Genomic DNA, 26,605 nt, shown 5'->3' on the forward strand with positions numbered 1-26,605 from the left:
ACTCCCCGAATGGGGAGCCCTTTATTTGATGGCCGAAATGGAACTGTGAGTATTTTCCTGATTGTCGTTTTCAATCATGTCCAGTACCAGTTTGGAATCGAGCTGACCAATGCTGACCGCACGGGCAATGGCATGGATAAGTTCCTTAACCACCTGCGCTTCATTGGATTCTTTGTTCAAGGCAATGACGGCGGGTTTGTTCTGAGCTCTGGCGGTGATTTCAGCAAAGAAATGCTCATTACCGTACTCAAGACCTACCTGACAAATGCGCCCGCGCAGGTAATCACTGCTGCCTAATCCTTTGACATACATGGAAATCAGTTGGTCTTTGTTCAAATTGCCATACTGAACCATGTTGGCCAGCAGGCTTTTATAATAATCAAACTCCACCAGCAGCCGCTTGTCTTCCGCTTCAATGCGCGCCAGGATGACCGGCATTTCCGGATCGGGCTTGCTTTGATCAGGGTTTGGTTCAATGGGTGGAACGGGTTGATTGGCAACCAGTTGAAAACGTTCGGGCTGGGATACGCGAGGAATGTAATGTTGTCCCTGCAACTGGATCACGACCTCACTCACCCCTTGGGATTCCGCTTGACCATGGTACTTCATTGCGGGTATTTCTTTGTTGGGCTCAACCACTTTCACGGTAACCGGGATGTGCAGGGCATTGGCTAAGGCAGCAATGGCCGTTTCGTCAATCCAGGTGGCTTGTTGGCGCATTTCAGCAGGTGACGTGCCTTCCGTGTTATCAACGAAAGCACCACGATAGTTTTCGGGATGGGTCACCATTTCATCGACTGCAATCTGGCGAAGGGTATACGCTAATTTATCAATAAATTCAGCCATTTTGGCAGGTGAATCGACCATTCTTGCCGGTGAATCGACTAAATCGCGAACACGCTCGGTCACGGTTTTCAATCCAGAGGCATGCTTCATGGGGAATAATTTAAAATGACGTGCCAATAAACGCTTAAACAAGTCTTCGATGCCCCGGGGACGAGCATTCATGGGGAAATTGTTTTTAGTCAGCAGCTTATCAACCAACGCCGCTGCAATCGCTCTAAAACCGCAATCGCCGTGACCGCCGACATCGACAAACGCCGGTTCCTGAAGTTTGACTATTTTTTTTGAATAAGTCGGGGCCACACCAGCCTGGATGGGCTTGACCCTGGCCGGGTCTCTAAAAAAACTTGATGTACTCATCGCACACCTCTGTGTCGGGTTATTCTTCCATTCTAATCAAACTTGATTAAGGAAATATTAAAAGGAATACTGTTTCTTCAATTACCTGAAAGGTAAAATTTAATCACTTTTCGGGCAATGGGAGTGAATAAATTGCATAAGCTGCACAAAAAAATCCTTATCCCACAAATTATTATGATCTTTATCTGCAAATTCAATCAATTTTTTAGGTTCTTTGGCTCTTTTATACAAAACCTGCGCCTGTTCAAAGGGAACAATCCTGTCCAAACGCCCATGCAGAATAAGCAGTGGCGCACCAATGTGGTCAATCCGGGATAGGGAATCGAACTTATCCCAGGGCGGCAGCAGAAGCCAGGGATAATGAAATCGAGCCACCGCCGTCATGGATGTGTAAGGGGATTGCAGGATCACGGCGCAAACGCGGTATTGTTCAGCCAGTTTGGTCGCGACACCGCTGCCTAAGGATTCGCCATAAAGAATCATCTTCTCGCTGGTCACCCCGTCGTTGCGTAAGAAAGTCATCGCCGCCTCCCCATCGCGGTACAGGCCTGCTTCACTCGGGTTGCCAGAATTACCGCCATAACCGCGGTACTCCACCAGCAATACCCCGTATCCGGCATTTAAAAACCCCGTCACCAACGGCATGCGAAAACCAATATGACCCGCATTGCCGTGTAAATAGAGAATGGTTGGTTTTCCTTTCGCCGCTTTTTTGTACCACGCGTTTAACTGGAGACTATCTGACGTGATTAATTTAACATCCTGCATACTTTGTGCATTGAAATGCTGTCGACTTGGCATTTGTTTTGCTGGAAAATACATAAGATGCCGCTGTAGAAAATACAGAAGTAACATAACCAGAGTGAATACAAAGGCTAGCGCCCAAAGAAACTGTTTCATCATTGCGTCCTTAAAAGGCGAAGTCCTTTACTTTAAAGCAGGGTCTCCATTCAAACAATACACGACCCGGGAGACACTGTACCCAGCAAGGAGATGGTATGGACCGTGTGCGGGAAGAAGATTTGCTGAGAATAAAGGAATTGCTGCGACATGCCAGTGAATTCATTGCCTATTTTGAACTGGCAGAAGTCAAAATGATGGAGTGGCGGCAGGACATTGAATCGCAGACGCAAACGCAGCAGCAACAGACACAGGAACAATTACAAAGCCTGCACAAGGAACTTAAAAATTTACACGAGGTATTGACTCAGGCAGGGCTGCAACGCCTTCGCCAGCATAGTGAACAAACGCTGAAACAGGGAGAAAGTCACCTCCATTCCCTGCAGAAAGCCAGTCAACAAATGCTCGCCGACATGCAGTCTCAGCATCGGGAATTCACTAAAACCGTCGAAAAAAGTTTAGCACAGCTCGATGATTATGCATTGACAGCAATCCAAAAGATCGGCACCTTGCTGGCTGACTATGATGTGCAGCATTTCAAACGGGTAGCGAATGAAAGTTGTGAATACGTGGAAAAGGCAGCCAGTCAGGCTATCACTCAAAGCACGCGCCTGCTTAAAACCTTTCAATGGCGCGCTGCCGCGTTCGCCTGTTTAACGACCCTGCTAACGGCTTTTGCCGTAGGGTTGTATGTCAACAATGAAATGCCCTGGGAAATGCACCAGCAGGCGCGCAATGAGCGCGAAGCGGGTAAATTACTGATGAAAGCGTGGCCCATGCTGTCGCAACAGGAAAAAGACAACATCGTTGCCGGCGGCAAAAGGAACAAATCTTGACCGGCTTAGTCTTTGCCGGCATCACGTCCCTGCTCGCCTTAGCCTGGCCTGCATTCAAACGCCGCCGGCGGCTTTGGCGATGGCGTCAGACGCTAGCCCTTCACCATCATGCCAAACGATTTAAGGCACTCTACCAGGATGTGGATGGCTTTGCGTTATCCCGCTTAAGCCGAACCCATCAGGATGCAATGGAGTACGTTTATGGGGAAATCGAATTTGAACCCTTCATCGCCTTGTTGTCGCTTTGTCACATCACCCCACACACCGTGTTTTATGATTTAGGCAGCGGTGCCGGCAAGGCAGTCGTTGCCTGTGCCATGGTCTACTCGCCTGGACGCAGTTGCGGAATTGAACTTTTCGATCCACTTCATCAAGCCGCTGAGGAGCGGCGCATTCAGTTGCAGGCATGGCCTGAGTATGCGCTTAAAGCTAAGCGCATAGAATTCAGACAGGCCGATTTTCTAGCGTCTGATTTGCGTGATGCTGACTTGATTTTTATTAATTCCACCGCCTTTTTTGGCGATTACTGGCGCAGGATAAGCAGTCATCTGGAACAGTTGAAGCCGGGCACGCAGGTATTAAGCACCAGCAAACCGCTGGATTCTGCTGCGTTTAACGTGCTCAAAACCACCGTCCTGCAAATGAGTTGGGGACGAGTTACCGCCTATTTACAGCACCGCATGCACACGAAATAAACGCCTGTCAGGCCGCTGCATTGCATTATTTGGCTAAATCTTGTTACAGTTAATTGATAACATTGAATAATTTATTCTCGGGTCTATACTGAATATAAAACAATAAAATAGGCATTACCGGAAGTGCGCTGGTAATGGTAGACCTTAGAACGCGGCTAACCGAGGTGGGTATGATTAAATCGGAACTCATTGCAACCCTTGCTGCTGAAATGACACGCCTTCCTGAGAAGCAAGTGACTGACGGCATTAACCGAATTCTCGACTTAATGAGCCAGGCCCTGATTGATGGGAAACGCATTGAGATTAGGGGATTTGGCAGTTTCTCACTGCATTACCGTCCGCCTCGCAATGCCCACAACCCCAAAACCGGGGAAAAAGTGGTCACTGAAGCCAAATACAGTCCCCACTTCAAACCCGGAAAAGAGCTTCGTGAACGGGTAGATGCTTCACGAGGCAAGATACCGCTTGCGAAAGAAGACGAGTAACGTGTTTCAGGTTCGCGGCAAGGTAACGCCGGTTTGCCCTTGGTATTTACCGCCCCTGTCGCGATAGGACACGGCACAGACCTCGTCAGACTCCAAAAACAACATTTGCGCAACCCCCTCGTTAGCATAAATTTTAGCGGGCAGGGGCGTGGTGTTAGAAAATTCAAGCGTCACATGCCCTTCCCATTCCGGTTCAAGCGGAGTCACGTTCACGATTATGCCACAGCGTGCATAGGTGGATTTCCCGAGGCAAATGGTCAAGACATTGCGGGGAATTCGAAAATACTCCACTGTGCGAGCCAGGGCAAAGGAATTCGGTGGAATAATGCAGACATCGGATTGCACATCAACGAAGCTGTTGGCATCAAAATTTTTAGGATCAACAATGGCAGAATTGATGTTGGTAAAAATTTTGAATTCATCGGCACAACGCACATCGTAACCATAACTGGAAACACCATAGGAAATAATACGGCCATTTCCCGTTTCCCTTACCTGCCGGCGCTCATAGGGAGAAATCATGCCTTCTTCCATGGCCATTTTCTCTATCCAGCGATCTGATTTAATTGACATGGCAACCCTGTATAAATTTTAAAACCGATTTTCTACCACAAAGCATGCCGCAGGGGAAGGTGTGGCGCCATTTTCAATTAGTCACCATGCGTTGCAATCGCATTTTCTTTATGTTTTATTGTAAAAAAGAGGCAAGGGGTTTATCGCATGATCTATCTCATCATTTTCCTGTTACTGTGCGCTTTGGCTTACCTGCTAACCCCTCTCATCTTCCCGAGTTACTTTATCAAAAGTCAGAACCATTCCCTGACAAACGAGGATACGCTGACCCACAACGACCTGCTTCAACTATTAAATTTTTTTGAGTACACCCCTGTGGAAATCGATGGGGTCTGTCACGGCTTTACACTAAATTGGGCATTGGCTGCGGCGGGTAACTCAGAAAGTTATTTTTTTAATCTGCTAAACACCTTAAGGACGCAGAAGGCTGTTTTACTTGAGCAATCCAAATCCATCAGCGAAAAGGTAAAAAATCACCAGACGCTGAATAAAAAGGAAATACAAATGGGCGAGTTGCAATCGCTTTTAGGCCTTATCTGCCTTGCCCAGGATCCGGATGTTTATCACGAGGTGTATAATAAACCGCTGGCGCAAAGTGCGATTAATCCAATCCTTAAAATGATCCGCTATCAAAAAACACCGGAACATCAAGCCGTCCAATGCCTGTATCAAAAGACCGTGCCCTGCGCTTCCAAAGCCAGGCTGCAGGAATTCCTGCAGCAACTCCGCCTGCTGCTCAAACCAGAGGATCATGTTGCCATTCTCGCGGGCAGCGAAGAGCACAGTCTTGGCTTTCGCGTTCATTCCAAAGGATGGCTGTTCATGGATATCAATAACCTGTACAGGCAATCAAAACACTACCCGCAACAAATCCTGTCAACGGCAGTCCTCGCAGATCGGTTGTATGAAACGCTTTTTGAAAAGGGCGACCATTTCATCCTATCCACCTGTTTTATCGCCAAGCCAAATGCCAGCTTACTGGATCGTTTAAAGAAACTGGATTTAATGTTCCCGGTCACTAAAAAAAACATGGCCATCACCAATTCACGCGGTTACGGCTTGCTGCCCATTGCGGCGCAAAGTAATGATGTGCCTACGGTGAGGGAGCTGTTGACGCTCGATAATCAGCATGCCTTTCTCAATAAAACTCAGCTTAAGCGTACCTTCTTTTATGCCGCCGCTTATAATCATGCGGCGATTCTCAACATGCTTCGTCGAAAAGCGGGGCTTGATCTCAATACGCCTTGTGACTCCGACCACAACAGCATGCTGGGTCTCGCCTGTCGGGAAGGGCATATGGAGGCGGTGATTGAATTGCTGCGTGACCCAAGGGTGGATGTGAATTACCTCAACAAAGAGGGATACACCCCCTTGATGCTGGCTTGCACCTCCGAATGCACAACCACGAACCGCGCGCTTTTTTCAGCCTTGCTTGAACGCGGAGCCAATACCCTGTCTCCTGACGGTAAGCCCATTGTGGAGCTGGCCGCCTTTTATGATAATCAGGCTGCCGTCGAGGCCATTACCAACCATCAAACCTCAACGACACCCAAGGATTCCGCTTCTGCCCTGAGACGGTGCTTAACAAAAGCCTATGGCCACTTTTTTAAAGCCTCTTCCCCGTCCAAGCCAGAGGGCACAGGTTCACCGGACAGCTGTTCGTTTAGGAACTCAATTTCCGCAACAGATCCCCCAATTCCACAGGCATAGGAAAAATGATGGTGGAATTATTTGTCCCGGCAATGGTTGCCAAGGTCTGGAGATAGCGAAGTTGCATGGCTTGCGGTTGCTCGGCCAGCACTTTGGCAGCCTGCAATAATTTTTCTGATGCCTGCAACTCCCCTTCCGCATGAATGACTTTGGCGCGGCGATCCCGTTCAGCCTCAGCTTGTTTTGCAATTGCACGAATCATGCTTTCATCCAAATCCACGTGTTTAATTTCCACATTGGCCACTTTGATGCCCCAGTTATCGGTTTGCGCATCGAGAATGCGCTGGATGTCGCTGTTTAATTGTTCGCGTTCAGCCAGCATTTCATCGAGTTCGTGCTGCCCTAAAACGGAACGCAGGGTCGTTTGTGCCAATTGACTGGTGGCCTCAAAATAATTCTCTACCTGAATAATGGCATGTTTGGGTTCGACAACCCGAAAATAAAGAACCGCATTGACTCTGACTGACACGTTATCACGGGAAATGACATCCTGGCTGGGTATATCCATCACCACGGTGCGCAAATCCACACGAACCATCTGTTGAACACCCGGAATAACAATAATTAAACCGGGGCCTTTGACCTGCCAGAATCGCCCTAACATAAAAACAACACCGCGCTCGTATTCACGAAGCACTTTGAAGGTCGAGAGCAACAGCAAGACCAGTATGATTAATGTGAACATCAGAAAGGGTGCCATACTATTCTCCTAATTATCCTGCTTCTTCACGGCGTTGCTATTTTCCAGTCGTGATTTTTTTTCAGGTTTTATTTCCTTCACTTCCAAAAGCAACCCTTTCGCGGCAATGACCCTTATCTTCTTATTCTTGCCTATGGGTTGCGACGCGTGCACATTCCATATTTCCCCTCGAATCACAGCTTGCCCCTGTAAATCAATATCCTCCATCGCTCTACCCTCTGCACCCACGAGCATGGCCGTGCCGTGCTGAACTTCATGACGCCGTGACTTGATGGCCATTCCAAGCAGAGTAAACAGCACCAGGATATTGACAGCCGCCATGGCACAAATAGCAGACCAGGCGACTTGGTAGCTTTGATGGTCAGTATCAATTAACAGGATAGACCCAAAAATAAAGGCGGCGCTGCCGCCAATGCCCAACGCACCAAAACTTAGGGAAAATGCCTCGGCTATAATAAAAACGATACCGAGCAGGATTAAGCCCAAACCGGCGTAACTGACAGGCAACAACTGCAACGCATACAAAGCCACGAGCATGGCAATCGCTCCAATGACACCAGGCAATACAAACCCCGGGTTCATTAACTCGAAAAAAATGCCATAAATGCCTAAAAGCAACAGAAGGTAGGCAATCGTGGGTTCGGTGATAATCAAAAGCAATTGCGTACGCCAATCCGGATGAATGCGTTCAATGGTGTTATTTTCAGTTTCCAATTGAATTTTCATGCCGTTTTGCATCACCACTTGCCCCTGCAATTGCTGTAACAAATCTTTCTCACTGTCAGCAATGAAATTGATGACACCCGCCTGTAATGCTTCCTGTGCGGTCATGGTGGCGGCATCGGTGACGGCTTTTTCAGCAAATCGGGGGTCCCGTCCGCGCAACTGTGCCAGGCTGCGGATATAGGCCTGTGCGTCATTGGTTATTTTTTTGCCCATCGTTGAGGTATTTTTTTTATTGCCGGTGCTCTTGTTTTCCCCACCGATCTGGACCGGGCTTGCCGCGCCCAAATGCGTACCCGGTGCCATCGCCGCCAAGGTACTCGCATAAAGAATATACGTGCCGGCGCTCGCCGCCCTGGCGCCGTTAGGAGCCACATACGCAACCACCGGTGTTTTAGACGAAAGAATAGTCTGAACAATGAGACGTAAGGATTTATCCAATCCACCTGGGGTATTGAGGCGCAGAATAATTAATGATGCTTTGTCGGCCTGAGTGATGCCGCGATGAATATAATCCGCCATGGCAGGGCCAATCGCTCCTTCTACATCAAGGACAATCATTTTTGCAGCGTAGGTGATGGTCGGAATAAGCAACAGCGTTAAACAAATAGCCCACTTCACAAGAAAGGCACGTCGTTTGCGCGGGTTCATACAACATCCTGTTTGTCTCCCATCCATTAAGCATAGCATTAACCCTGCTTTGTTATGGGGATTACCAGGGTAGACGGCTGGCCAGCCCTAAGGCTGGCCTCATCATTAGAAGAAAACACCAATCTGAGCAACCACGGTATCGGCTGTTTTACCCGTACCTACCGTATTGGCATTGATTACGCCTGGAGGAGCGATACCGTTGGCAAAATCACCACTGCGGTAGTCAATGTCATGGCGGTATTCAAGACTTTCTACCGTGTCTTTCCAGAGGGAAATATTGAAAACCGTGCTGATGCGTTCCCTCGGTAAATTGAGTGCCAGTGTGTCTTTAGACCATTGATAACCCAATGCCAATGAGGCGGGCTTATCAAAGGCTTTGAATGTCACGCCTCCTTCAATCTGTGCGGCCTGCGGTTTTGCGCCTCGGCCGTTAAAACTTAAGGCATTGGGATTGAATGCTTTGGTCGCGCCGACCCATTCTAAAGCCAGGGTATATCGATCGAAACTCACATTACCATGAATATTAAAGGCGGGTACTTTGCCCACGGCTTCGGAACCATTGGTAATTGAACCAAAGCCGCCAAAGGTGGTTCCTGCGGGGGAGCCCGTATTCTGCATACCGCCGGCGTCGGCAATAGTACCAAGGTATCCGGCACCGATCTCGCCAGTGACATCACCCTGTTCCAGCGTATAACCGGCGTTGACGCCACCTACACCATCACGTCCCAGGGTGGTATCAGAACGGAAGGCGTAAGCCTGGGTATAAGGACCTGTACCCTGTTGGGATTTATAACCCAGGATAATCGGTCTGGCTTTGGTGCGCGCCATGATCATGGTAATGGGCGAACTCACCATGGCGCTTGCATACTTGCCAAAGGGAACAAATAACTGACCTGCGGTAAAATAGAAGGGCGATTTGTCCAGATTACCAATGTTGACAAAGCCCAGGTTCAAATCAAAGGATGAATTGGCGACGCGCTGATTGCTGAGATCGGGCGGTGATTCATCATAGGCAATGCCGATAAACGCTTCCACCATGTCGTTTAAGGCAGCGGCAACATCCAGCTCACTGGATCCCAAGGTAATATCACCCTGTGAATTTCCAATGAAAGGCCTCGAGAGTGTGGCGACGGGTTCCGTTTTACCACTGATGGCAATAATGGGCATGGTAGGGACAGGATAGCCAATTCGCTCATAGGCGCGGTAAAGGCGTCGACGCTGCTGCATTAAACGAATATCGCGGTTAATACTGGAAATATTAACAATGTAATCGGAGCCATCAAAGGCAGGCCGGTCACCAAGGTAGGGCGAGGTCACAACGGGCGTACCGGCAATGTAGGTCAATACTCGCTCATCGGCAACCAATGCGGTTGGGTAAAAGCCGATGGATTCTGGATGACTGTCAATGGTATGCACGCTGAGCAGGCTGCTATGGAATGACAGAGGGCCTTCTCGGGGTATCGGTTTGGTTGGATTAGCCGTCGTTGCAGGCGATTGGCCGGCTGGTTTTTTACTGGGTTTGGGGATTTCCGCCGGTTGTGTGGATTGCGCGACCACCTGCTTTTGCAGTGTGTTAATCTGATCCTGAAGTGCTTTCGTCTGCTTTTGAAGGCGTTGAATTTCTTGCAACAGGTCCTTATCCGCTACAGCAAAACCCGGGCTGGCTAAGGCAGCCAGGGCTAAAAATAATACTTTGTGTTTCACAACCGATACTCCTGATTATAATTCAATCTTCCACTTGCTTCGGCGAGTTGATTATAACTGGAGGGAGTGAGGCTGGCCAGCGATTGTTCACTCTATTTATCTAAAAGGTAGTTTTTTGCAATAAAAAACCCATCCGAAGATGGGTTCTCAGAGCGGGATTGGCATTATGCCGGGGCAACCCATTTCAGACCGCCATACACACCGTACATACCAAAATCAGACATGTCAATTCTTAAGCATCCACACAACGGGTTAATGTGCTGCAATGAATTGAAGTAGTTAAATACCTGATAGCCTGCTTCAATGTTCAGTGTTCCATTCGCTGTTTCATAGGCATAGTTAGCACCTAACTTGGCTTCCACGCTGGGAACCACTGATTTCTGCGTACCATAACGAGTAAAGGCAACCAGATTATTACCAAAGAAGGTTGCTTCGTTATAACGTCCAGTTCCATAAAGAATAGATCCGGAAGTATTGGCTGTAATACTGAAGTTTTCCGTCAGATCATAGGAAAAATCAATACCTACGACAGGTCCCACGCCATTGAAGTCGGTATTTTGCGTACCAAACACGCCAGAGGTCAATAAGAGAATGGTGGGAGAAACAACGCTATAAGCCAGGTTGCTGTTGACACGAATGTCAGCGTACTGGAAACCGCCATAAAAACGAGCGTTCTTGCGCATTCCCATATCCACGTGTTGACCCATCACAGCATTCACACGATCAAACTTGTTGGTGAATGTGTGGGTAAAGTTGGCGGTTACAACACCACCCAGTGGCGAGGGGAAAACGCCAGTGAATGCGCCGTTGTTGCTGTCGACATCATAATGCAGCCAATCGACAGTAATGTCATTGCCTGTGCGGAAATGGTAAGATCCTTCCAGTTCGTATCCCCATCCCCATTCATTATCAACGTCTTTGTATTCACTCAGGGATGAGGCGGCGAGACCGTAAGCCTTGTCAGCATCATAAATCGGCTTTAAGTACAATGCCTGAATCCCGAGATCCCATTTTTTTGCTTCGCAGGGGACAGTAACATCGCCCGGGGTACAAGTCGGGGCCGGTGGAGCACCGTACATACCCGCTGCCGCAAAACCACTGATACTCATTCCTAGAATTGCCAGGGTTGTTCTTTTAAACATGTTTACTCCCTTAATCCAAAAAAAAGCCCATCACAGGTGATGGGCTTAAATCTTACCGAGTTGCTAATTAAACGTTGCCAACCCACTTCAGACCGACGTAAGGACCGTGCAGAGCGAAGTCAGTTTCGATAACGTTAGTAGCCAGGATCAATGGGCTAGTTCCGATATGCTGAGCATTGAAGTAGTTAACCCACATGTAACCAGCATCCAGAGTCAGATCGCCTTGAGCCATAGCGTAAGTGTATTTAGCACCCAGTTTCGCTTCCAGTTCAGGAACGATAGCAGTTTTGGAACCGTGAGTAGTAGCAACTGTAACACCGTTAACTACACGAGCAGTGTCAAACTTGCTGTCGCCAACCAGAATAGCAGTTGCGCCGTTTGCATAAACTGCGAAACCATTACCCCAATCGTAGGACATGTCAGCACCAACACGAGGACCGAAACCGTTGAAACGCAGGTCAGCTGTATCACGAACAGCTAAAGCGTTAACTTGAGCCCAGAAATCAGTGTCGATACGAGCGTACTGAGCACCACCGTGGAAGCGGATGTTTTTGAACTCACCGAAGTCAACGTGTTGACCGAATTCAAAGTTTACAGCATCCCATTGTGGCTCAACACTGGCAACTCCACCGACAGCGAAGAAATCATCAGTGAAATTGAAATCAGTGTCTTTACTGAAGTGGTACCAGTTGATGTTGATGTCGTTACCAGTGCTGAAGTGGTAAGAACCTTCTAACTTGAAGCCCCAACCCCAATCCAGATCCAGGTCGTGGTAGTAGGTGTTGCCAGCAGCATCAGTAGTAGCGAAACGGTAACCGAAATCGCCGTCATAAACTGGTTGCAAATATAAAGCTTGTACACCGAAATCCCAAGCAGTTCTTTCGCAAGGAACGGTTACATTACCAGGGGTGCAAACAGGACCCATGGTACCAGCAAACACTGCACTGCTTCCTAAAGCAAGAACAGCTACCGCTGTTTTTTTCAAATTTAACATTGCTTCATCTCCACTTTTTATTATTAACTTTCCGTTTTGCTGTCAAATCACAACGAGGTGTTGACCACAGTACGCAATCATCGCTCTATCCGAGAACGTACATAGGCAAATTATCTAGTCCAATTCTTGTAAAGTCAACATTAAAATTGCAAGTTTTATCAACAATCTTAATATTTTCCTCGAATTCGCTCATATTTTATTCAGCCTGAAAAATATAATGCAGAACTCTCACAAGCAGGCTTAATGGTTAAGGCTACATGAATTTTTTTAGTTTTGCCACCTGAAAGTAGGCTTTTTTTTGGTTTTTTATGCGAACATCACCAAGCATGCATCTTGTTGATACAACAAGACAAATTAAATGCCATGATCAACGCGTTGAACGTCAGCGTTTCAATCAACACGGATTGAAGAACTATATATAATGTATCGATGCACTGTATACACTGCAAGCAATCTATATTTTTTTCTCTATTTCGACCACCACGCGACGGTTTAATGCCATGCTGGCCTCTGTGGTATTCGGTGCGACCGGATCCAGCACGCCAAACCAGGTGGTATAAATCATGTCCTTGTTAATGCCCTGACTTAACAGAAACTTCTCCACCGCTTTAGCCCTGGCCTCCGACATTGCATTATTAATGGATTTACGGCCCCGATCATCCGAATACCCGTAAATGTTGATTTTTCTGACTTGCGGATCGGCATTCACATAAGTCACGATGCGTTTGAGCTGTCGCAGTTGTGCTTCTTCCAGTTTGTAATCGTTGGTATCAAACAATAACACCGTGGTCTTGACGTGCTCGTAGTTAAATGGCAGGAGATTGCCGAGGCAGCGCTGATATTTGGCATACACTTTCTGAAAATGAACAGGGGAAAGAATCACTGTGACTGGAAATCCTTGTTCCGAACGGTATTGGATACGCGTATTAAATCCCTTAGCCAGATAAGTCAGTGTGCTGAGGGCTGGGTCCCGTGGCAGGAAAAGTGCGAATTCGCCCGGAGTCAGTACGGTTTTAGTAATCGGAAAGCGCAAGGCGCGCGGCTTCCATACAGGCTCTTTCGCATACACCACTGCCGGCAGCTCTCGTTGCACCTGCTCCCACTTACTCATGATGAAATGCGGTGGTCTGGCGGCATATTGCTCAAAATAGGCAATGCCGTAGTTGGGAATAACCAACGACAGACCACAGCGCAGGCGGTTGCCGGTCATTTTCCATTTCTCAAACCCCATGGGGCTTTTGTATTGAACCGGCACGACAGCCTTTGCCTGCTCTCCCCATAAGCTGCCAATCACGATCAAAGGCAAAACGGAACATGTAAAAAACTGCTTTAAAGCCATTTTTTGTTCATCCTGCTTTGTTATTCCGTGTTATGCTCCCTAATATCGGCTAACTTTGTGGAACCTTTATTTTGCAAACACTCGTTATAACCCGTCCGGACGATTGGCATGTGCATTTTCGCGACGGCGAGGCGCTTAAAGAAACAGTCGCTGCAACCGCCATGCATTTTGCCCGTGCACTGGCCATGCCCAACTTAAAGCCGGCATTGACGTCGGTTAAGTCCGTGTTGGCTTATCGGGAACGTCTTATGAAGGCGCTGGCGTCGGCCTATGATTTTACGCCTTACATGACGCTTTATCTCAATGAACAGGTACAGCCCGAGGAGATGCTAGGCATTAAGGATGGCGATGCCATTCTGGGCGCCAAACTCTATCCAGCCGGCGCCACCACCAATTCAGACGAGGGAGCTCAGTCATTACGCGCCCTCTACCCCTTGCTGGAGGTCATGCAGCAGCAGGATCTGGTGTTGCAGATCCATGGCGAAATCACTCACGGGGATATTTTCGATCGCGAAGCCGCGTTTCTTACCGAGGGATTATTGCCCTTAACCCGCAATTTCCCCAAGCTTCGCATTGTTCTGGAACACATTTCCACCAAAGCCGCCGTTGATTTTGTCAGTGCGGCCGGCGAGCGGGTTGCCGCCACCATTACGCCGCATCATTTAATGTATAATCGCAATCAACTGTTAAGCGGCGGCATTAAACCGCATTATTATTGTTTACCGATTCTTAAGCGGAAGCGTGATCAACTGGCTTTACAACAAGCCGCCGTCAGCGGCAATGCCAAATTTTTTGCCGGCACCGACAGCGCCCCGCATGCACGCCAGACCAAAGAAACCGCCTGCGGCTGTGCCGGCATCTATTCTGCGCCTTATGCCGTTTCACTTTACGCCCAGGTGTTTGATCAACTCGGTCAGCTTGAAAAGCTGAATCATTTCATGGGCCATTTCGGCGCGTCATTCTATCAATTGCCCATCAACAAAAGCGAATTGCTGCTTAAACGGCAGCCACAGATCGTGCCTCACAGCCTGCCACTTGCCAAAGACAGTGTCATTCCCATGGCCGCGGGCGAAACATTGGCCTGGAGTGTTCATGAAGGTTAGTGCATTATTAAAGTCCAGTCTTAAACACCGTTTTCGCGGTTTCCTCCCGGTGGTCGTCGACATCGAAACAGCAGGCGTGGATCCCTGCAAAAACGCCTTGCTGGAAATGTGCATTGTTATTCTCGACATGGATGAGCAGGGGCATTATTACCCGGCTGCCTCGTATTTTGAACACATTCTGCCTTTTGACGGTGCAGAACTGGATGCCAAGTCTCTGGCGTTTAATCAAATTGACCCCTTTCAACCCCTGCGCTTTGCGGTCGATGAGAAGGACGCTTTGCAACGCCTGTTTACCCCCATCCTTGCCGCCCTGGACAAAAGCAAATGCCAGCGCGCCGTGCTGGTCGGCCATAATGCCTGGTTTGATTTGCTCTTTATTAAGGAAGCCGTGAAACGAACTGGCGTAAAAAGCCCCTTTCATGCCTTTACCTGCTTTGATACAGCAACTCTCGGGGGGTTGTTTTACGGAGAAACCGTCCTGGCTAAAGCCGCGGCGGCCGCAGGCATTCCCTTCAATACTCATGAGGCGCATTCAGCCATTTATGATGCGGAAAAAACAGCGGAACTTTTTTGCACGATGATCAATTCCTGGCATAAAACACTGGCGAAAACCGTTAAGGAATAAGATGAAGACTGCCGGCGGTTAGGCCGGCAGGAAAGCGTTACAGCGAGTCGGAGTGAGAAGCCAGGTACTCGGCAACCCCTTTGGGAGACGCTTTCATACCGGCCTTGCCTTTTTGCCAGCCGGCTGGGCAGACTTCGCCATGTTCTTCAAAAAACTGAACCGCATCGATAATACGCAGAATTTCATCCACATTTCGACCTATGGGTAAATCATTCACGATTTGTGAACGGACAACGCCATTTTTATCAATGACAAAGGCCCCGCGGAATGCAACGCCGGCAACAGGGTGTTCCACGCCGTAAGATTGGCAAATGGTATGCGAAATGTCAGCCGCCAGAGCAAATTTGACCGGACCAATACCCCCGTCTTTCACTGCCGTGTTACGGTAAGCGTTATGCGTAAATTGCGAATCAATGGATACCGCAATCACTTCCACACCACGCTCTTTAAATTCATGCATGCGGTGATCCAGGGCGATTAGCTCGGAAGGGCATACAAAGGTGAAATCGAGGGGGTAAAAGAAAACAAGCCCGTATTTTCCTTTGATGGTGTCATGCAAATTCAATTTATCAGTGATTTCACCATTACCGAGTACGGCAGGTACAGTAAAGTCCGGGGCTTTTCTTCCAACTAAAACACTCATCTGCTTCTCCTTAGGAAAGGCGTACCAGGTACGCGGATTTAAATTCACAGTGTACAGGGTGCAATGGCTTAAAGAGCAATCGCGTCTCTTAACAAGGCTTCCAGTTCCCCCTGCTGATAGAGTTCGGCAATGATATCAGAACCCCCGATTAATTCACCTTTTACCCAAAGCTGCGGGAAGGTGGGCCAATCAGCATAGTGAGGCAGCGTTTGACGGATGTCAGGATTGGCAAGTACATCGACATAAGCAAAATCAACACCACACGCATCAATGCACTGGACAGCACGGGCAGAAAAGCCGCATTGAGGCATTTTAGGCGTGCCCTTCATATATAACAATATCGCATTTTCAGCAATTTGTTGTTTGATTTTATCAATGGTTTCCACAAAGTCACCTACAATTTTGAAAATTAAAAAAACACCGCCAATTATGGCGAAAATAAGACCAGTTAGCAACTGGGGTTACCCTTTACCTGCATTGAATATGTTGAACATCCTGCTACACTTACTAACTCAAAAAATAAAACTGGAGAATGATTCATGGCATTCAGCTTACCCCCCTTACCTTACAGTCTCGAAGCCTTAGCGCCCACCATTTCCAAAGAAACCCTGGAATATCATTATGGCAAACATCACAATGCGTACGTGACTAACCTTAACAAATTAGTTGCCGGCACCGAATTCGAGCAGTTAAGCCTTGAAGACATCATCAAGCAATCATCAGGCGGTATTTTTAATAATGCCGCTCAGGTGTGGAATCATACCTTTTACTGGCATTGCTTAAGCCCTAACGGCGGCGGCGAACCCAAAGGACGTCTGGCTGACATGATTGCTAAAAAATTTGGTTCCTTTTCCGCGTTTAAAGAACAATTCAGTCAAGCGGCCATTACCACGTTTGGTTCAGGCTGGGCCTGGTTGGTGCAGGATAAGGATGGCGAATTGAAAATCACCAGTACCAGCAATGCAGGCACCCCGATGACAGAGGAACTGAATGCCCTGTTGACCTGTGACGTCTGGGAACATGCCTATTACATCGATTACCGTAATGCCCGGCCTGACTACGTCAGTGCATTCTGGAATCTGGTGAACTGGCAATTTGTAGAAGAGAACCTGCGCTAATAGCGCAGGTTTAACCGCCTGATGATTAATAAGGAGTTTTAATGGCATTAATTACGAGTTATAACCCGCTGCCGATTACTTTTACTCATGGAGAAGGTGTCTGGCTTTATGATGAACAAGGCAAAGCCTACCTTGATGGCTTAAGCGGTATTGCCGTCTGCGGGCTGGGGCATGCTCACCCTGACGTCACTAAAACCATCCAAACTCAGGCGGCCAAACTGTTGCACACATCCAATGCCTTCCACATTAAAGAACAGGAATTGCTTGCCGAAAAACTAACGGCACTTACCGGTATGGAGCAAGTTTTTTTTGCCAATTCAGGCGCCGAAGCCAACGAAGCGGCCATTAAACTCACCCGTCTGTACGGACATAAAAAAGGCATCGAAACACCTTCCATTATTGTCATGGAGCGTGCATTTCACGGCCGCACCATGGCGACACTCACAGCCTCGGGCAGCCGCAAGGTGCAGGCCGGTTTTGAGCCTCTGGTGCCGGGTTTTATCCGTGCGCCCTTTAATGATCTGGAAGCCTTGCATACGATCGCTTCGAATCGCGACGATGTGGTGGCCATCATGCTTGAACCCGTTCAGGGTGAGGGCGGTATTTTTGCCGCGGATGACTCTTATCTACGGGCGGTGGAACAACTTTGTCACCAACATGACTGGCTGCTCATCCTCGATGAAATCCAGACGGGCAACGGCCGCACCGGTAAATGGTTTGCTTACATGCACACCAATGTTCGTCCGGATATCGTCACGACCGCTAAAGGATTGGCCAATGGCGTGCCCATCAGTGCCTGCCTAATGAGTCAGCGCGCCTGCAATCTCTTTAAACCGGGCAATCACGGCTCAACGTTCGGCGGCAATCCATTAGCCTGCGCGACGGCCCTGACCGTGCTTGAGGTCATTGAGCGTGACAAACTGTGTGAGAAAGCCGCAAGTAACGGCAACTTTCTCAAAGAAAAACTCATGCGTGAGCTCAACGATCATCCGGCGGTTCGTGCCATCCGCGGCCGCGGCCTCATGCTGGGAATTGAACTCGACAGACCCGCGAATGATGCCCGGGCGATTGGGCTTAAGCATGGGGTTTTATTCAATGTCACCGCGGAAAATGTTATCCGTTTGCTTCCGCCTTTAATTATCAGTGAAAATGAAATTGAGGAATTGGTTTCACGTGTCTGCAAAACCATTCATGAATTCATCGCCTTAAAAACGAGGGAAGTCAGCTGAATTAATTCTACCCGAGTAACGGGCAGGATGATTAAGTGAAATGAAACACCTGCCCGCGCTTGACAAAACCGCAGAATCCCTGCTCTTCTGCGTCGGGTAGTTCCCCATCATTGTAATGGTATAACCACATTTTGCTTTTGATTTCGGCATCCAATTGACTTAGTTCAACAAAATTGGCATGCACACCGCTTAAATACGCTGACGTTTCGCAATCATGAAAAATAAGGTCGGCCTGCTGATAATAAGGCAGCAGCCTGTGTAAATTAAACTGGGTGTCCGTCGTCAGCAAAATCTTGCTTTTTTTTGCCCGCATAAGCAGACCATAGCTGGGTTTCAGTATGCCATTAGAAATCATGTGCACTGTTTTTACCAGGGTCAATGAAATCCCCTCCCAGACAAACGGGGTGGTATCCGTCATGGCTCTAACAGTGAAATAACTGGAAAGCGAGGCTTCTTCGGTTTTTAATGTCGCCATACCGCCCTCCAGACGATGCTGCCACAAGGGATCGACTAAACTTTCATGGATGAGTAATTCGGGCTTGGACAAATCCATGGTAAATTTGCGCTTAAATCCCAGCCATTCAAGTCCGCCGCAGTGATCCCCATGCAAATGACTGATGTAGATGGCATCAATGTCTTTTGCCGCATAGTTGGCATGCGCTAAGGAGAAGCGAACATCGGTACCGCAATCAATGAGTAATGTTTTCCCCTCATCGGTGATCAACAGCATGTTGGAATGAAAATTACCTGCGTCTTCTGATAAGCCATTGGCTGTACCTAAAAATAATAATTTCATACTCTGTCCTATTTATGCGTATGCACAAAAACCCCATTCCAATCCGGTGGCAAATCCTGGGTGCGCAAGTGCATAATTCGCTGGATATAAAGTTCATACAGATATCTATCAGGATAGCATTTTTGCAACTCCTGAAATGCGGTTAAAGCCTGAGACCAGCGCTGTTGATAAAAATGGGCCAGTGCGGCCTCATAATCCTGTAATTGCGTCAGTAAGGCCGCATCGGCCTCTTGCTGGTAGCCCAAGGGTTCATAAATTGCCAGGGGTTGCTGCCGGCCTTTCACGGTAACCTTGTCAATGAGCTGCCAGACAAAGGCATCCTGGGAAGCGCGTGTCGCCTCACTGACTAAAATATCGACGTGGTAGAATTTAGTGAGTTGCTCAAGCCGCGAAGCCAGATTCACGGTGTCGCCAATCACGGTGTACGCTCGTCGAAACTCCGAACCCATGTCTCCGACATCCATTTTGCCGGTGGAAATGCCAATGCCCAGTTTAATTTCAGGAAAAGCAACCTGCCCATGGTGAATGCTTGTTGGTAACGCGGTCTTAATCGCCAAGGCCGCGGCCACAGCATGAAACGCATGCTGCTCATCGTGCAGCGGCGCACCCCAAAAGGCCATGACCATGTCGCCCACGTACTTGTCTATGGTGCCTTGATGTTCAAAAATAATGCGGGTCATGGGTGTAAACAAGGCATTCAACAACCACTTGACGGTGCTGGCATCCAGACTTTCGCTAATGGCGGTAAAATCACGGACATCGGAAAATAACACGGACATTTCCCGCGTTTCCCCCTCCATGCTGAAATGCTCCGCTGCATTGGTCATCTCCTCAATGTGAGAGGGGGGCACGTACTGCCCAAACAACCGTTTGATTTTATTTTTTTGCCGCCGCTCGTACACAAATTCATAAAGAAAATTAACCAGCGCCAGCAGTAAGAGCAACAGACAGAAACTTGCCACCGAAAAATAAGTGTTTTTATAGGTAAACAATAAAAAAGAACCCAGCAAGAGGGCCGCGGTCAGGAGCAGATAAAGACCAATCAGCCACACAGGACCAAGAAATGGCATAATCAGAATGAGTGGTGCTCCAAGCAGTGACATTTCCACCAGCTTTTTCGTATGATGCGAATGGTGAATGGTTGGAATCTGCTGGTTTAAGATCGCAGCAATGACATTGGCATTGATTTCTACCCCAGGGAACGTCTCGGAAACAGGCGTGGGGTGACGATCGGATAACAGAATGGTTGACGAACCGACAATGACGATGGCCCCAGCCAGCTCCTCTGCGGGCACTTTTTTATCGAGTAGATCAGCAATGGAGTAATAGGGAAGTGTGCCGGCTTCACCAAAAAATGGAATGAGAATTTGCCCCGATGGATTAAGCGGAATGACCGTCCCACCGACATTCAGCCCGGTTAAAATGGCCTTTCCCTCGCCGTTTGGCCGGGTTATCAGTGACACATGATCCACCAGCAGATAGCGCATGACCACTGCGAGGCTTAAACTGGGGTATAGCTTGTTTTCAAAACCAGCGACCAGCAGACCGTGTCTGACCAATCCGTCCGCATCAGGAAAATTGGACACGAACCCGCCAAAACGAGCAGCCTCAATGAAAGACTTAAGGCTCGATTGATAGCCTTGAAACTGAATGACCGACAACCCGTTGGATTGTATGGCCTCCTCTTTTTCATTCAGTAAAGCGGCAGGCAGTGCGCCTTTGTTGAGTTTAGCCTGGTAAAACAAATACCCCAGTACCGTTTCATGGGTTTGCATTGCTCTGGCAAACAGCAAATCATTGTCAACCGCCGGCGCGAGCTTGTCCAGTGTATCCATTAATGGCTGCCAGGAGTTAGCCGAGGGCAGATGAATAATCTTGTCCTTTAAACCCAGCGCATAATTGATTTCCGGCTCGGAAAAAACAACATCAAAGGCGACAAGGATGACGCCATACTCTTTCAGGCGTTCAATCAACTGAGCAAAAATGGCGCGCGGCCAGGGCCAGCGGCCCTTTTTTGCCACAGAGTAGTCATCAATATCGGCAATGACGACCCGCGGGAAAGAAGGCAATGGCCGGGGGCTGTTCCTGACCAGAATGTCGTAAAAATAATTATCGAGTCGATGCAGGAAGTGACTGGACTCCACAACACGGAATTGTTCGAGACCAAGACTGGCTATTACAACAACAAAACCGGCCAGAATTTGCAATCGCTTGGCTTTGAAAGAAGCCTTAACATCCATGTCCAGTCACTTTCATGATAGTACCTGTAAGATGCCGCTTAAAACCAACGATTGCTCGCTCGTTGGTTATCCTATGTTCATTTTCACGGACAGAGTCGATTGGTTGCTGTGATACACGCTGCCGCGCTGGAAGTACTGCTGCTCCAGACGGAAAACGTATTGCTTGTAATTGAAGGCAATACCACCGCCCACTTTGTAACCATTCATGTCCAGATTGAACTCGGGGACAGGTCCTAAAATCACACCGGTCAGCGCAGGGCGGCTATTAGAAAAATCAAGAACCTGCAACAGACCGCCCTCAACAAACGGCTGGACGCTGTCATTGATTTTATAACCAAGTTCCGCATTTTCCTGTAAATAAGACACTTTATTGGTTAAGGATGGAACGCTCTGCGTTGCCGGATCAAAGGCAAAATGAATGGCGTAAGGATCCTGATCCACTTCCGTGCGCAGCGCACGCAGGTTGGCGTTAAATACAAACTCTTTCCAGGTGTGTGTAAACAGGGCAGACACACTGGCAAACCAGTTTTTACTGATGGCATTGGCATAGCCGTTTTTCTGCTGGAACTCAAATCGCGTGCTGGTGTTGTAGCTCAAACTGTTCTGGCCATAGCCGCCAGCCAAATCAAAGAAAAAATGCTGCATCAGGCGCGTTAATACGTGGGCGTAAATGCTGTTGTTGCGAATGGATTGCGTGGAAGACACCAGTGGCAGGGAAAGCAGTTGCAGTTGCGAACTGAGTTCGGTATCCAGTTTGTAAATAAAAAAGCCGCCGGAAATGCGCTGATTAAATTGAAAATTATTGCCGCCCACACCATACAGATTGGAATGGCCATTAAACCGGTTAAAGGTCAGTAATTTGGACGAATCAAATTTAAAATCCTGGTAGCTGTAGGCGGCACCCAGATCATACCGACTTACAGAAGGCACATTGTCCACAGAGGAATCAATTTCTTTGCTTTGCTCTGTACTGGCAGTCGCCATTAAAGGGAACAGCAGACAGGCATAGCATAACCACTTATTCTTATTCATAGCTACTCCATGCAGGTTACTTGGCCCTAAAAAGGCTGCCAACTCGGCATCAGGCCCCTGTTAACCTAAAATTATAATGCTTTTTATTCCGTAGAATCGAGCAAAATTTTTATCATCACTTCTCCGCAACTAGGTCGCAAAGAATGGCGGGAAATCAGGCGTCACGGTGATTGTTGGCCCGAGCGGCGACTCTACCGCGGTATCAATCACGTTGCTTGGGACCAGTTGCCCAATCACATCAATTGCCATTAGGGCCGGTTCCACTTTGGACGCAGCAGTCACTATCCAGCCCAATGCACCCCAGGAAATAGACCCTGGAGTCACCTGACCTGAAACGCAATCGTAGGTGGCGCTTTTGTATTTTTCTTTAGGTCCCAGGCGGGTATCTCCCATGGTGACCTGCCCCTGATAGACTTGCGTGGCAATTTGCGTGGCTTTGATATTCCTGTTGTTTTTGCATCGTTTTTCTGACGTTGGCGATTTTACCACCATTGCCCTGTAAGAGGTACCGGAAATTGCGAGAGCAATCACTGGGGTTTTTAAAATGGCTTTTTTCTGACTTTTGGTTGTTGATTCCACACCGCCGCTTTTTAAATTGGCCTGACTCTGAATGCCCTTGCCCGCGGGGGTGTAACTGGTAATCTCATAAGTCGAATTGGGCTGCAGAGCCACCAAGGTGCCGTTGCTGTAGCGAATCTGAACCTGGGAATTGGCCCCGGTGACAATGGTATCACCCACATAAAAGGAAGCGCCGCGTGTCAGCGGAAGTTTTTGGTTATGGCGCTCGACCGTCACCTGATTACTGGCAAACAGCACGGTGCCGATAGCCTGCTGTGCATAAGCCGCAAAAGCATGACCCAATAAGCAAAAAAAGAGCAGTTTTTTCATGTGAGTATGTCCCTGGATTCTCTCATCAGTTAGCAATCGTACTCTGCCTGATTACACATCGTCAACCGCATTACATGGAATCACTGGCCAGCAGGCGATTGGCGTAAAACAGGCGCTTGGCAATTATTTTGACGATGCCCTTATGGAAGGCTGCAGCCAGTTCCGGGTGCTCTTCTGTCATTTTATCCAGGTTTTCTGCAGTAAAGCGATAAGCCAAACAGTCATTGGCTGCTACAACAGAAGCCGTGCGGGGTTGATTTAAATAGAACGCCATTTCACCCACAATGGTACCGGCAAGCAGACGACGCAACCGTTTTTCTTTCGCTGAGCCATAGCCTAAAATGATTTCCAGTTCACCCTCAGCTATCCAGAACAGTTCCCGCGTTTCTTCCCCCTCCTCGCAGACGATGCTTCCCTTGCTGAACGTCAATCGTTCGCCATAAGACAATAAATCATCAATCTCGCGAATGTCAGGAAAACTTAAATTAAAAAGCGACTTGTAATCCGCTTCCCTGCTGGTCTGATACTTTTGCATTAACGCGTTTTCACACCATTCAAGAGCATGGTCCAGGTCGATGAATTTTTTATAGGCCAGTTTTTTATGCTCTGTGGTGGCAAAACGCTGGATTTCCTGCTCAATCACGCGAGGAAGATGAGTAAACAGTACTTTGACGCGTTGCTTCTGGGTATAGTTCAACAAATTAATGAAGCTTAAGGCACCGGACACCTCAATTCCGGTCACCTGGTTAAAATTAATAATCAGGTAATCACCGTGCGGGCCTTTATCCAGGTGCTTGCGAATGCGATTAAGGATGTCATAGGCATTACCAAAAAAAAGATACCCTCTGACATTGACGATCAGAATTTTATTACCATGTTGTTCCAATAAGATTTTGTCTGCTTCATTGCGCTCGACGTGACTGTGCAAGACATCGGCAGAAAGCATGGACGACACGACCGGGATACGGCTATATCGAAAAAAGAAAATGGCTAAGGACAATAACAAACCAATCATAATTCCCGTCAGCAGACCTAAAAACACGATGGCAGCCATAATCATCAGCACAATCAGGTAATCCAGCCAGGAAATTTTCTTTTTAATCGCCACCAGCCATTCCAGCAAAAAATCAAATGCCACATAAAGCAGCAGGCCGCTGAAAATAAATTTGGGTAACAGGGTCAGCAACCCAGCGCCCGCAATCATCAGTAACAGGCAGAAAATGCCAGCCAGGATACCCACAGCACGCTGACCGAGGCGAAAATGAAGATTGGTTTTCGAGAACGACAGCACATGATACCCGCCTAAGCCGCCGCCTAAACCGATTAAACTGTTGGCAATGCCATTGGCTTTTAATTCGCGGTTAATGTCCATGCTTTCCCGGCTGCTGATCTCAAAGCTCGATATATTGAGCAGCATGCTTATCATACCCAATACCGCCAAGGCAAAATAATCCGCCATGTGATTAAGCAGCAGGTGCCATTGCACGGACTGATTCAGCACGTTTTCACTGGGCCACAACGGGAGTCTGCCGTCGGGAAAGGGTCCCAGCATCAAACCGGCCCGTTTCGCGTCACTCAGTGAAATACCCTGAACCAGCAAATAAAGATAAAACCCGACAAAACTTAAAATAACCATCACTGGGAACACGCGGCTGCTTCCCAGCAATCGCTCCAGAATGAGGATGCTGCCGCCCAATGCCGCCGGTAAAACCCATAATGCCAGCGTCTGCTCATGAACAAGCGCTTCAAACGTGCCCAGGGTGGAATGTCCGCCCACCATTGATTGCAGGGTACTAACCAGGAGCAACCACCCCGTCCCGGCCAAAAAACCACCAATGACCGGGTAAGGAATATAACGGACCAGCTTCCCAAGCCTGAAAGCCCCTAAACCGTACATGGTAAACCCTAAAAGCAGGGCCATGATGACGATCGCCATCATCACCGTCGGTAAAGGGTCAACTCCCCTGTCCAGTAACTGCAATTCCCGGGCAAGGGAGGCCGCCACCAGAGCGGTGATGATGGCAAAAATATCCTGGGAGGCGGCAATGGTGTATCGGGACGAACTGAACCAGGCCATGAGAATCAGCAGGATACCCGAGCCTAATAAGCCGGCTGAAATACCATGCAATAGATCAGACGATAAAGGCCCGCTGAAAATCAGCGACGCGTACGACAGGCAATCCACGGCCACCAGGGTACCAAGGAGTAAACCTGCGAACACAGTGGTGGTGATTGAACTGGCCTTAAAGATATTCATTAATATCGATACTTGAGCGTTTACCCAGGTGGATAACGTTTTCCTTTAACCAATCATCAGCCAAATGACGCCCCAGGTCAAACAGGTGAAGGATAAACTCCCAATCCGTGTTTAATTTACTGGCCACGGAATAATTTTCCATCGCTTTATCTGCCCGTATGGCGTGCATATAGATCCGTTTCATGGTTTGGGCATACTCGTCTTTAATCCAGCCCTCATCAAGCATCTTACTGACAAAAGCGACAGCCCGCATTTCACGCATCAGTGAGGAATTAAAACTTACCTCATTCATGCGGTTTATGATTTCCGACGCCTTTTGCGGTAATTTTTCACGCTGAATGGGATTGATGTGGATGATCAAAATATCATTATGATGAGATTCGTAGATAAGAGGAAACAGGGCGGGATTTCCCATGTAACCACCATCCCAATAATAATCCTCCTTCACCTGAACGGCCTGAAAGAGGAAGGGCAGGCACGAGGAGGCCATGACGGCATCAAGGCAGATTTCTTCGTTTTGAAAGACCTTGATTTTGCCGGTTCTTACATTGGTTGCACAAATAAACAAACGAAGGGCTTTGCCTTGGCTGATTTGTTTAAAATCGACTAAGGACTCCACAATGTCCCGCAACGGATTGACATTGCCCGGATTAAATTCGTAGGGGGAGAACAATTTGGTCATCATATCGAACAGAAAATAGCCCTGGGAGAATTCAGGGGTGATTCCCAGCCATTGCTCAAGCCAGGTGACCTTAACCGGACTGAAGAAAACGCCGGCTTCGCTGATTGCTTTCCAGAAATGGGTTAATAAATGACGGGCTTCGTCAGGTCCCCCGTCGGCCATCCCCTGCGCCAGAATGACGGCATTCATTGCCCCGGCGCTGGTGGCGGAAATACAATCCAGGCCAATGCTGCCGTCCTCAAGAAGCCTGTCCAGCACCCCCCAGGCCAAAGCGCCGTGTGTGCCGCCGCCCTGCAGGGCCAGATTAATAGTTTTTGCGTGTTTAGCCATAACCATT

The 26,605-nt window shown here is 48.3% G+C and carries 25 protein-coding genes; 8 read left to right on the forward strand and 17 right to left on the reverse strand.

What is annotated here, in order from left to right:
* Positions 1-21 precede the first annotated feature (21 nt).
* Together GH742_RS14190 and GH742_RS14195 are read right to left on the reverse strand one after the other, a co-directional pair.
* Positions 22-1,203, reverse strand: a complete 1,182-nt coding sequence (locus GH742_RS14190) for a hypothetical protein (protein ID WP_203455502.1) — start codon at positions 1,201-1,203, stop codon at positions 22-24.
* Positions 1,204-1,302: 99 nt separating this feature from the next.
* The gene (locus tag GH742_RS14195; protein WP_203455503.1) at positions 1,303-2,106 is read right to left on the reverse strand and encodes an alpha/beta hydrolase; all 804 of its coding nucleotides are present in this window, start codon (positions 2,104-2,106) and stop codon (positions 1,303-1,305) included.
* A gap of 95 nt (positions 2,107-2,201) precedes the next feature.
* Here GH742_RS14195 and GH742_RS14200 point away from each other — a divergent pair, with 95 nt between their 5' ends.
* From GH742_RS14200 to GH742_RS14210, 3 genes are all read left to right on the forward strand, one after another.
* A complete protein-coding gene (locus GH742_RS14200) occupies positions 2,202-2,939 on the forward strand; it encodes a hypothetical protein (protein WP_203455504.1) in 738 nt (245 codons plus the stop codon).
* Complete coding sequence (locus GH742_RS14205) at positions 2,936-3,634, forward strand: methyltransferase (RefSeq protein ID WP_239005224.1); 699 nt, start codon at positions 2,936-2,938, stop codon at positions 3,632-3,634. Before GH742_RS14200 ends, GH742_RS14205 begins: the two co-directional genes overlap by 4 nt.
* A gap of 170 nt (positions 3,635-3,804) precedes the next feature.
* On the forward strand, positions 3,805-4,119 hold the full coding sequence (locus GH742_RS14210) for an integration host factor subunit beta (RefSeq protein WP_058527790.1): 315 nt from the start codon (positions 3,805-3,807) through the stop codon (positions 4,117-4,119).
* Between the two features lie 6 nt (positions 4,120-4,125).
* Here GH742_RS14210 and dcd read toward each other — a convergent pair whose 3' ends face one another.
* On the reverse strand, positions 4,126-4,692 hold the full coding sequence (dcd, locus tag GH742_RS14215; RefSeq protein ID WP_058532536.1) for a dCTP deaminase: 567 nt from the start codon (positions 4,690-4,692) through the stop codon (positions 4,126-4,128).
* Between the two features lie 147 nt (positions 4,693-4,839).
* Here dcd and ankG point away from each other — a divergent pair, with 147 nt between their 5' ends.
* Entirely contained in the window at positions 4,840-6,402 is a 1,563-nt protein-coding gene (ankG, locus tag GH742_RS14220) for a Dot/Icm T4SS effector AnkG/AnkZ/LegA7 (protein ID WP_203455505.1), read from the forward strand.
* Here the strand turns inward: ankG and GH742_RS14225 are convergent.
* From GH742_RS14225 to GH742_RS14250, 6 genes are all read right to left on the reverse strand, one after another.
* Positions 6,356-7,102: a slipin family protein gene (locus GH742_RS14225; protein ID WP_203455506.1), complete on the reverse strand. Its 747-nt coding sequence runs from the start codon at positions 7,100-7,102 to the stop codon at positions 6,356-6,358. The genes ankG and GH742_RS14225 overlap by 47 nt on opposite strands.
* A gap of 9 nt (positions 7,103-7,111) precedes the next feature.
* Positions 7,112-8,476, reverse strand: a complete 1,365-nt coding sequence (locus GH742_RS14230) for a nodulation protein NfeD (protein WP_203455507.1) — start codon at positions 8,474-8,476, stop codon at positions 7,112-7,114.
* 105 nt (positions 8,477-8,581) lie between these two features.
* A complete protein-coding gene (locus GH742_RS14235) occupies positions 8,582-10,180 on the reverse strand; it encodes an LbtU family siderophore porin (protein WP_203455508.1) in 1,599 nt (532 codons plus the stop codon).
* 164 nt (positions 10,181-10,344) lie between these two features.
* Entirely contained in the window at positions 10,345-11,322 is a 978-nt protein-coding gene (locus GH742_RS14240) for an Lpg1974 family pore-forming outer membrane protein (protein WP_203455509.1), read from the reverse strand.
* Positions 11,323-11,389: 67 nt separating this feature from the next.
* Entirely contained in the window at positions 11,390-12,316 is a 927-nt protein-coding gene (locus GH742_RS14245; RefSeq protein ID WP_203455510.1) for an Lpg1974 family pore-forming outer membrane protein, read from the reverse strand.
* Positions 12,317-12,770: 454 nt separating this feature from the next.
* Positions 12,771-13,655, reverse strand: coding sequence for an OmpA family protein (locus GH742_RS14250; protein ID WP_203455511.1), 885 nt, complete (start codon positions 13,653-13,655; stop codon positions 12,771-12,773).
* 71 nt (positions 13,656-13,726) lie between these two features.
* Between GH742_RS14250 and pyrC the strand changes: the two genes are divergently transcribed.
* Together pyrC and rnt are read left to right on the forward strand one after the other, a co-directional pair.
* The gene (pyrC, locus tag GH742_RS14255) at positions 13,727-14,758 is read left to right on the forward strand and encodes a dihydroorotase (protein ID WP_203455512.1); all 1,032 of its coding nucleotides are present in this window, start codon (positions 13,727-13,729) and stop codon (positions 14,756-14,758) included.
* The gene (gene rnt / locus GH742_RS14260) at positions 14,748-15,383 is read left to right on the forward strand and encodes a ribonuclease T (protein WP_203455513.1); all 636 of its coding nucleotides are present in this window, start codon (positions 14,748-14,750) and stop codon (positions 15,381-15,383) included. The genes pyrC and rnt overlap by 11 nt, the downstream gene beginning before the upstream one ends.
* Positions 15,384-15,420: 37 nt before the next feature.
* Here the strand turns inward: rnt and GH742_RS14265 are convergent, their stop codons facing one another.
* Together GH742_RS14265 and grxD are read right to left on the reverse strand one after the other, a co-directional pair.
* Positions 15,421-16,026, reverse strand: coding sequence for a peroxiredoxin (locus GH742_RS14265; RefSeq protein WP_058532548.1), 606 nt, complete (start codon positions 16,024-16,026; stop codon positions 15,421-15,423).
* A gap of 68 nt (positions 16,027-16,094) precedes the next feature.
* The gene (gene grxD, locus GH742_RS14270) at positions 16,095-16,412 is read right to left on the reverse strand and encodes a Grx4 family monothiol glutaredoxin (RefSeq protein ID WP_203455514.1); all 318 of its coding nucleotides are present in this window, start codon (positions 16,410-16,412) and stop codon (positions 16,095-16,097) included.
* A gap of 153 nt (positions 16,413-16,565) precedes the next feature.
* On the opposite strand from grxD, the gene GH742_RS14275 reads away from it, so the two are divergent.
* Positions 16,566-17,144, forward strand: coding sequence for a superoxide dismutase (locus GH742_RS14275; RefSeq protein WP_203455515.1), 579 nt, complete (start codon positions 16,566-16,568; stop codon positions 17,142-17,144).
* A gap of 41 nt (positions 17,145-17,185) precedes the next feature.
* A complete protein-coding gene (locus GH742_RS14280) occupies positions 17,186-18,373 on the forward strand; it encodes an aspartate aminotransferase family protein (protein WP_203455516.1) in 1,188 nt (395 codons plus the stop codon).
* A 31-nt stretch (positions 18,374-18,404) separates the two neighbouring features.
* Here GH742_RS14280 and GH742_RS14285 read toward each other — a convergent pair whose 3' ends face one another.
* From GH742_RS14285 to GH742_RS14310, 6 genes are all read right to left on the reverse strand, one after another.
* Positions 18,405-19,169, reverse strand: coding sequence for an MBL fold metallo-hydrolase (locus GH742_RS14285; RefSeq protein ID WP_203455517.1), 765 nt, complete (start codon positions 19,167-19,169; stop codon positions 18,405-18,407).
* A gap of 8 nt (positions 19,170-19,177) precedes the next feature.
* The gene (locus GH742_RS14290; protein WP_203455518.1) at positions 19,178-21,409 is read right to left on the reverse strand and encodes a CHASE2 domain-containing protein; all 2,232 of its coding nucleotides are present in this window, start codon (positions 21,407-21,409) and stop codon (positions 19,178-19,180) included.
* Between the two features lie 66 nt (positions 21,410-21,475).
* Entirely contained in the window at positions 21,476-22,441 is a 966-nt protein-coding gene (locus GH742_RS14295; RefSeq protein ID WP_203455519.1) for an autotransporter outer membrane beta-barrel domain-containing protein, read from the reverse strand.
* A 129-nt stretch (positions 22,442-22,570) separates the two neighbouring features.
* Positions 22,571-23,329, reverse strand: a complete 759-nt coding sequence (locus tag GH742_RS14300; RefSeq protein WP_203455520.1) for a FecR domain-containing protein — start codon at positions 23,327-23,329, stop codon at positions 22,571-22,573.
* A gap of 70 nt (positions 23,330-23,399) precedes the next feature.
* The gene (locus tag GH742_RS14305) at positions 23,400-25,586 is read right to left on the reverse strand and encodes an SLC26A/SulP transporter family protein (protein WP_203455521.1); all 2,187 of its coding nucleotides are present in this window, start codon (positions 25,584-25,586) and stop codon (positions 23,400-23,402) included.
* Positions 25,573-26,598: a patatin-like phospholipase family protein gene (locus GH742_RS14310; protein WP_203455522.1), complete on the reverse strand. Its 1,026-nt coding sequence runs from the start codon at positions 26,596-26,598 to the stop codon at positions 25,573-25,575. Before GH742_RS14310 ends, GH742_RS14305 begins: the two co-directional genes overlap by 14 nt.
* Positions 26,599-26,605: the final 7 nt, after the last annotated feature.

Origin of the sequence: Legionella sp. MW5194 (assembly GCF_016864235.1) — a bacterium.
Taxonomy (GTDB): domain Bacteria; phylum Pseudomonadota; class Gammaproteobacteria; order Legionellales; family Legionellaceae; genus Legionella_C.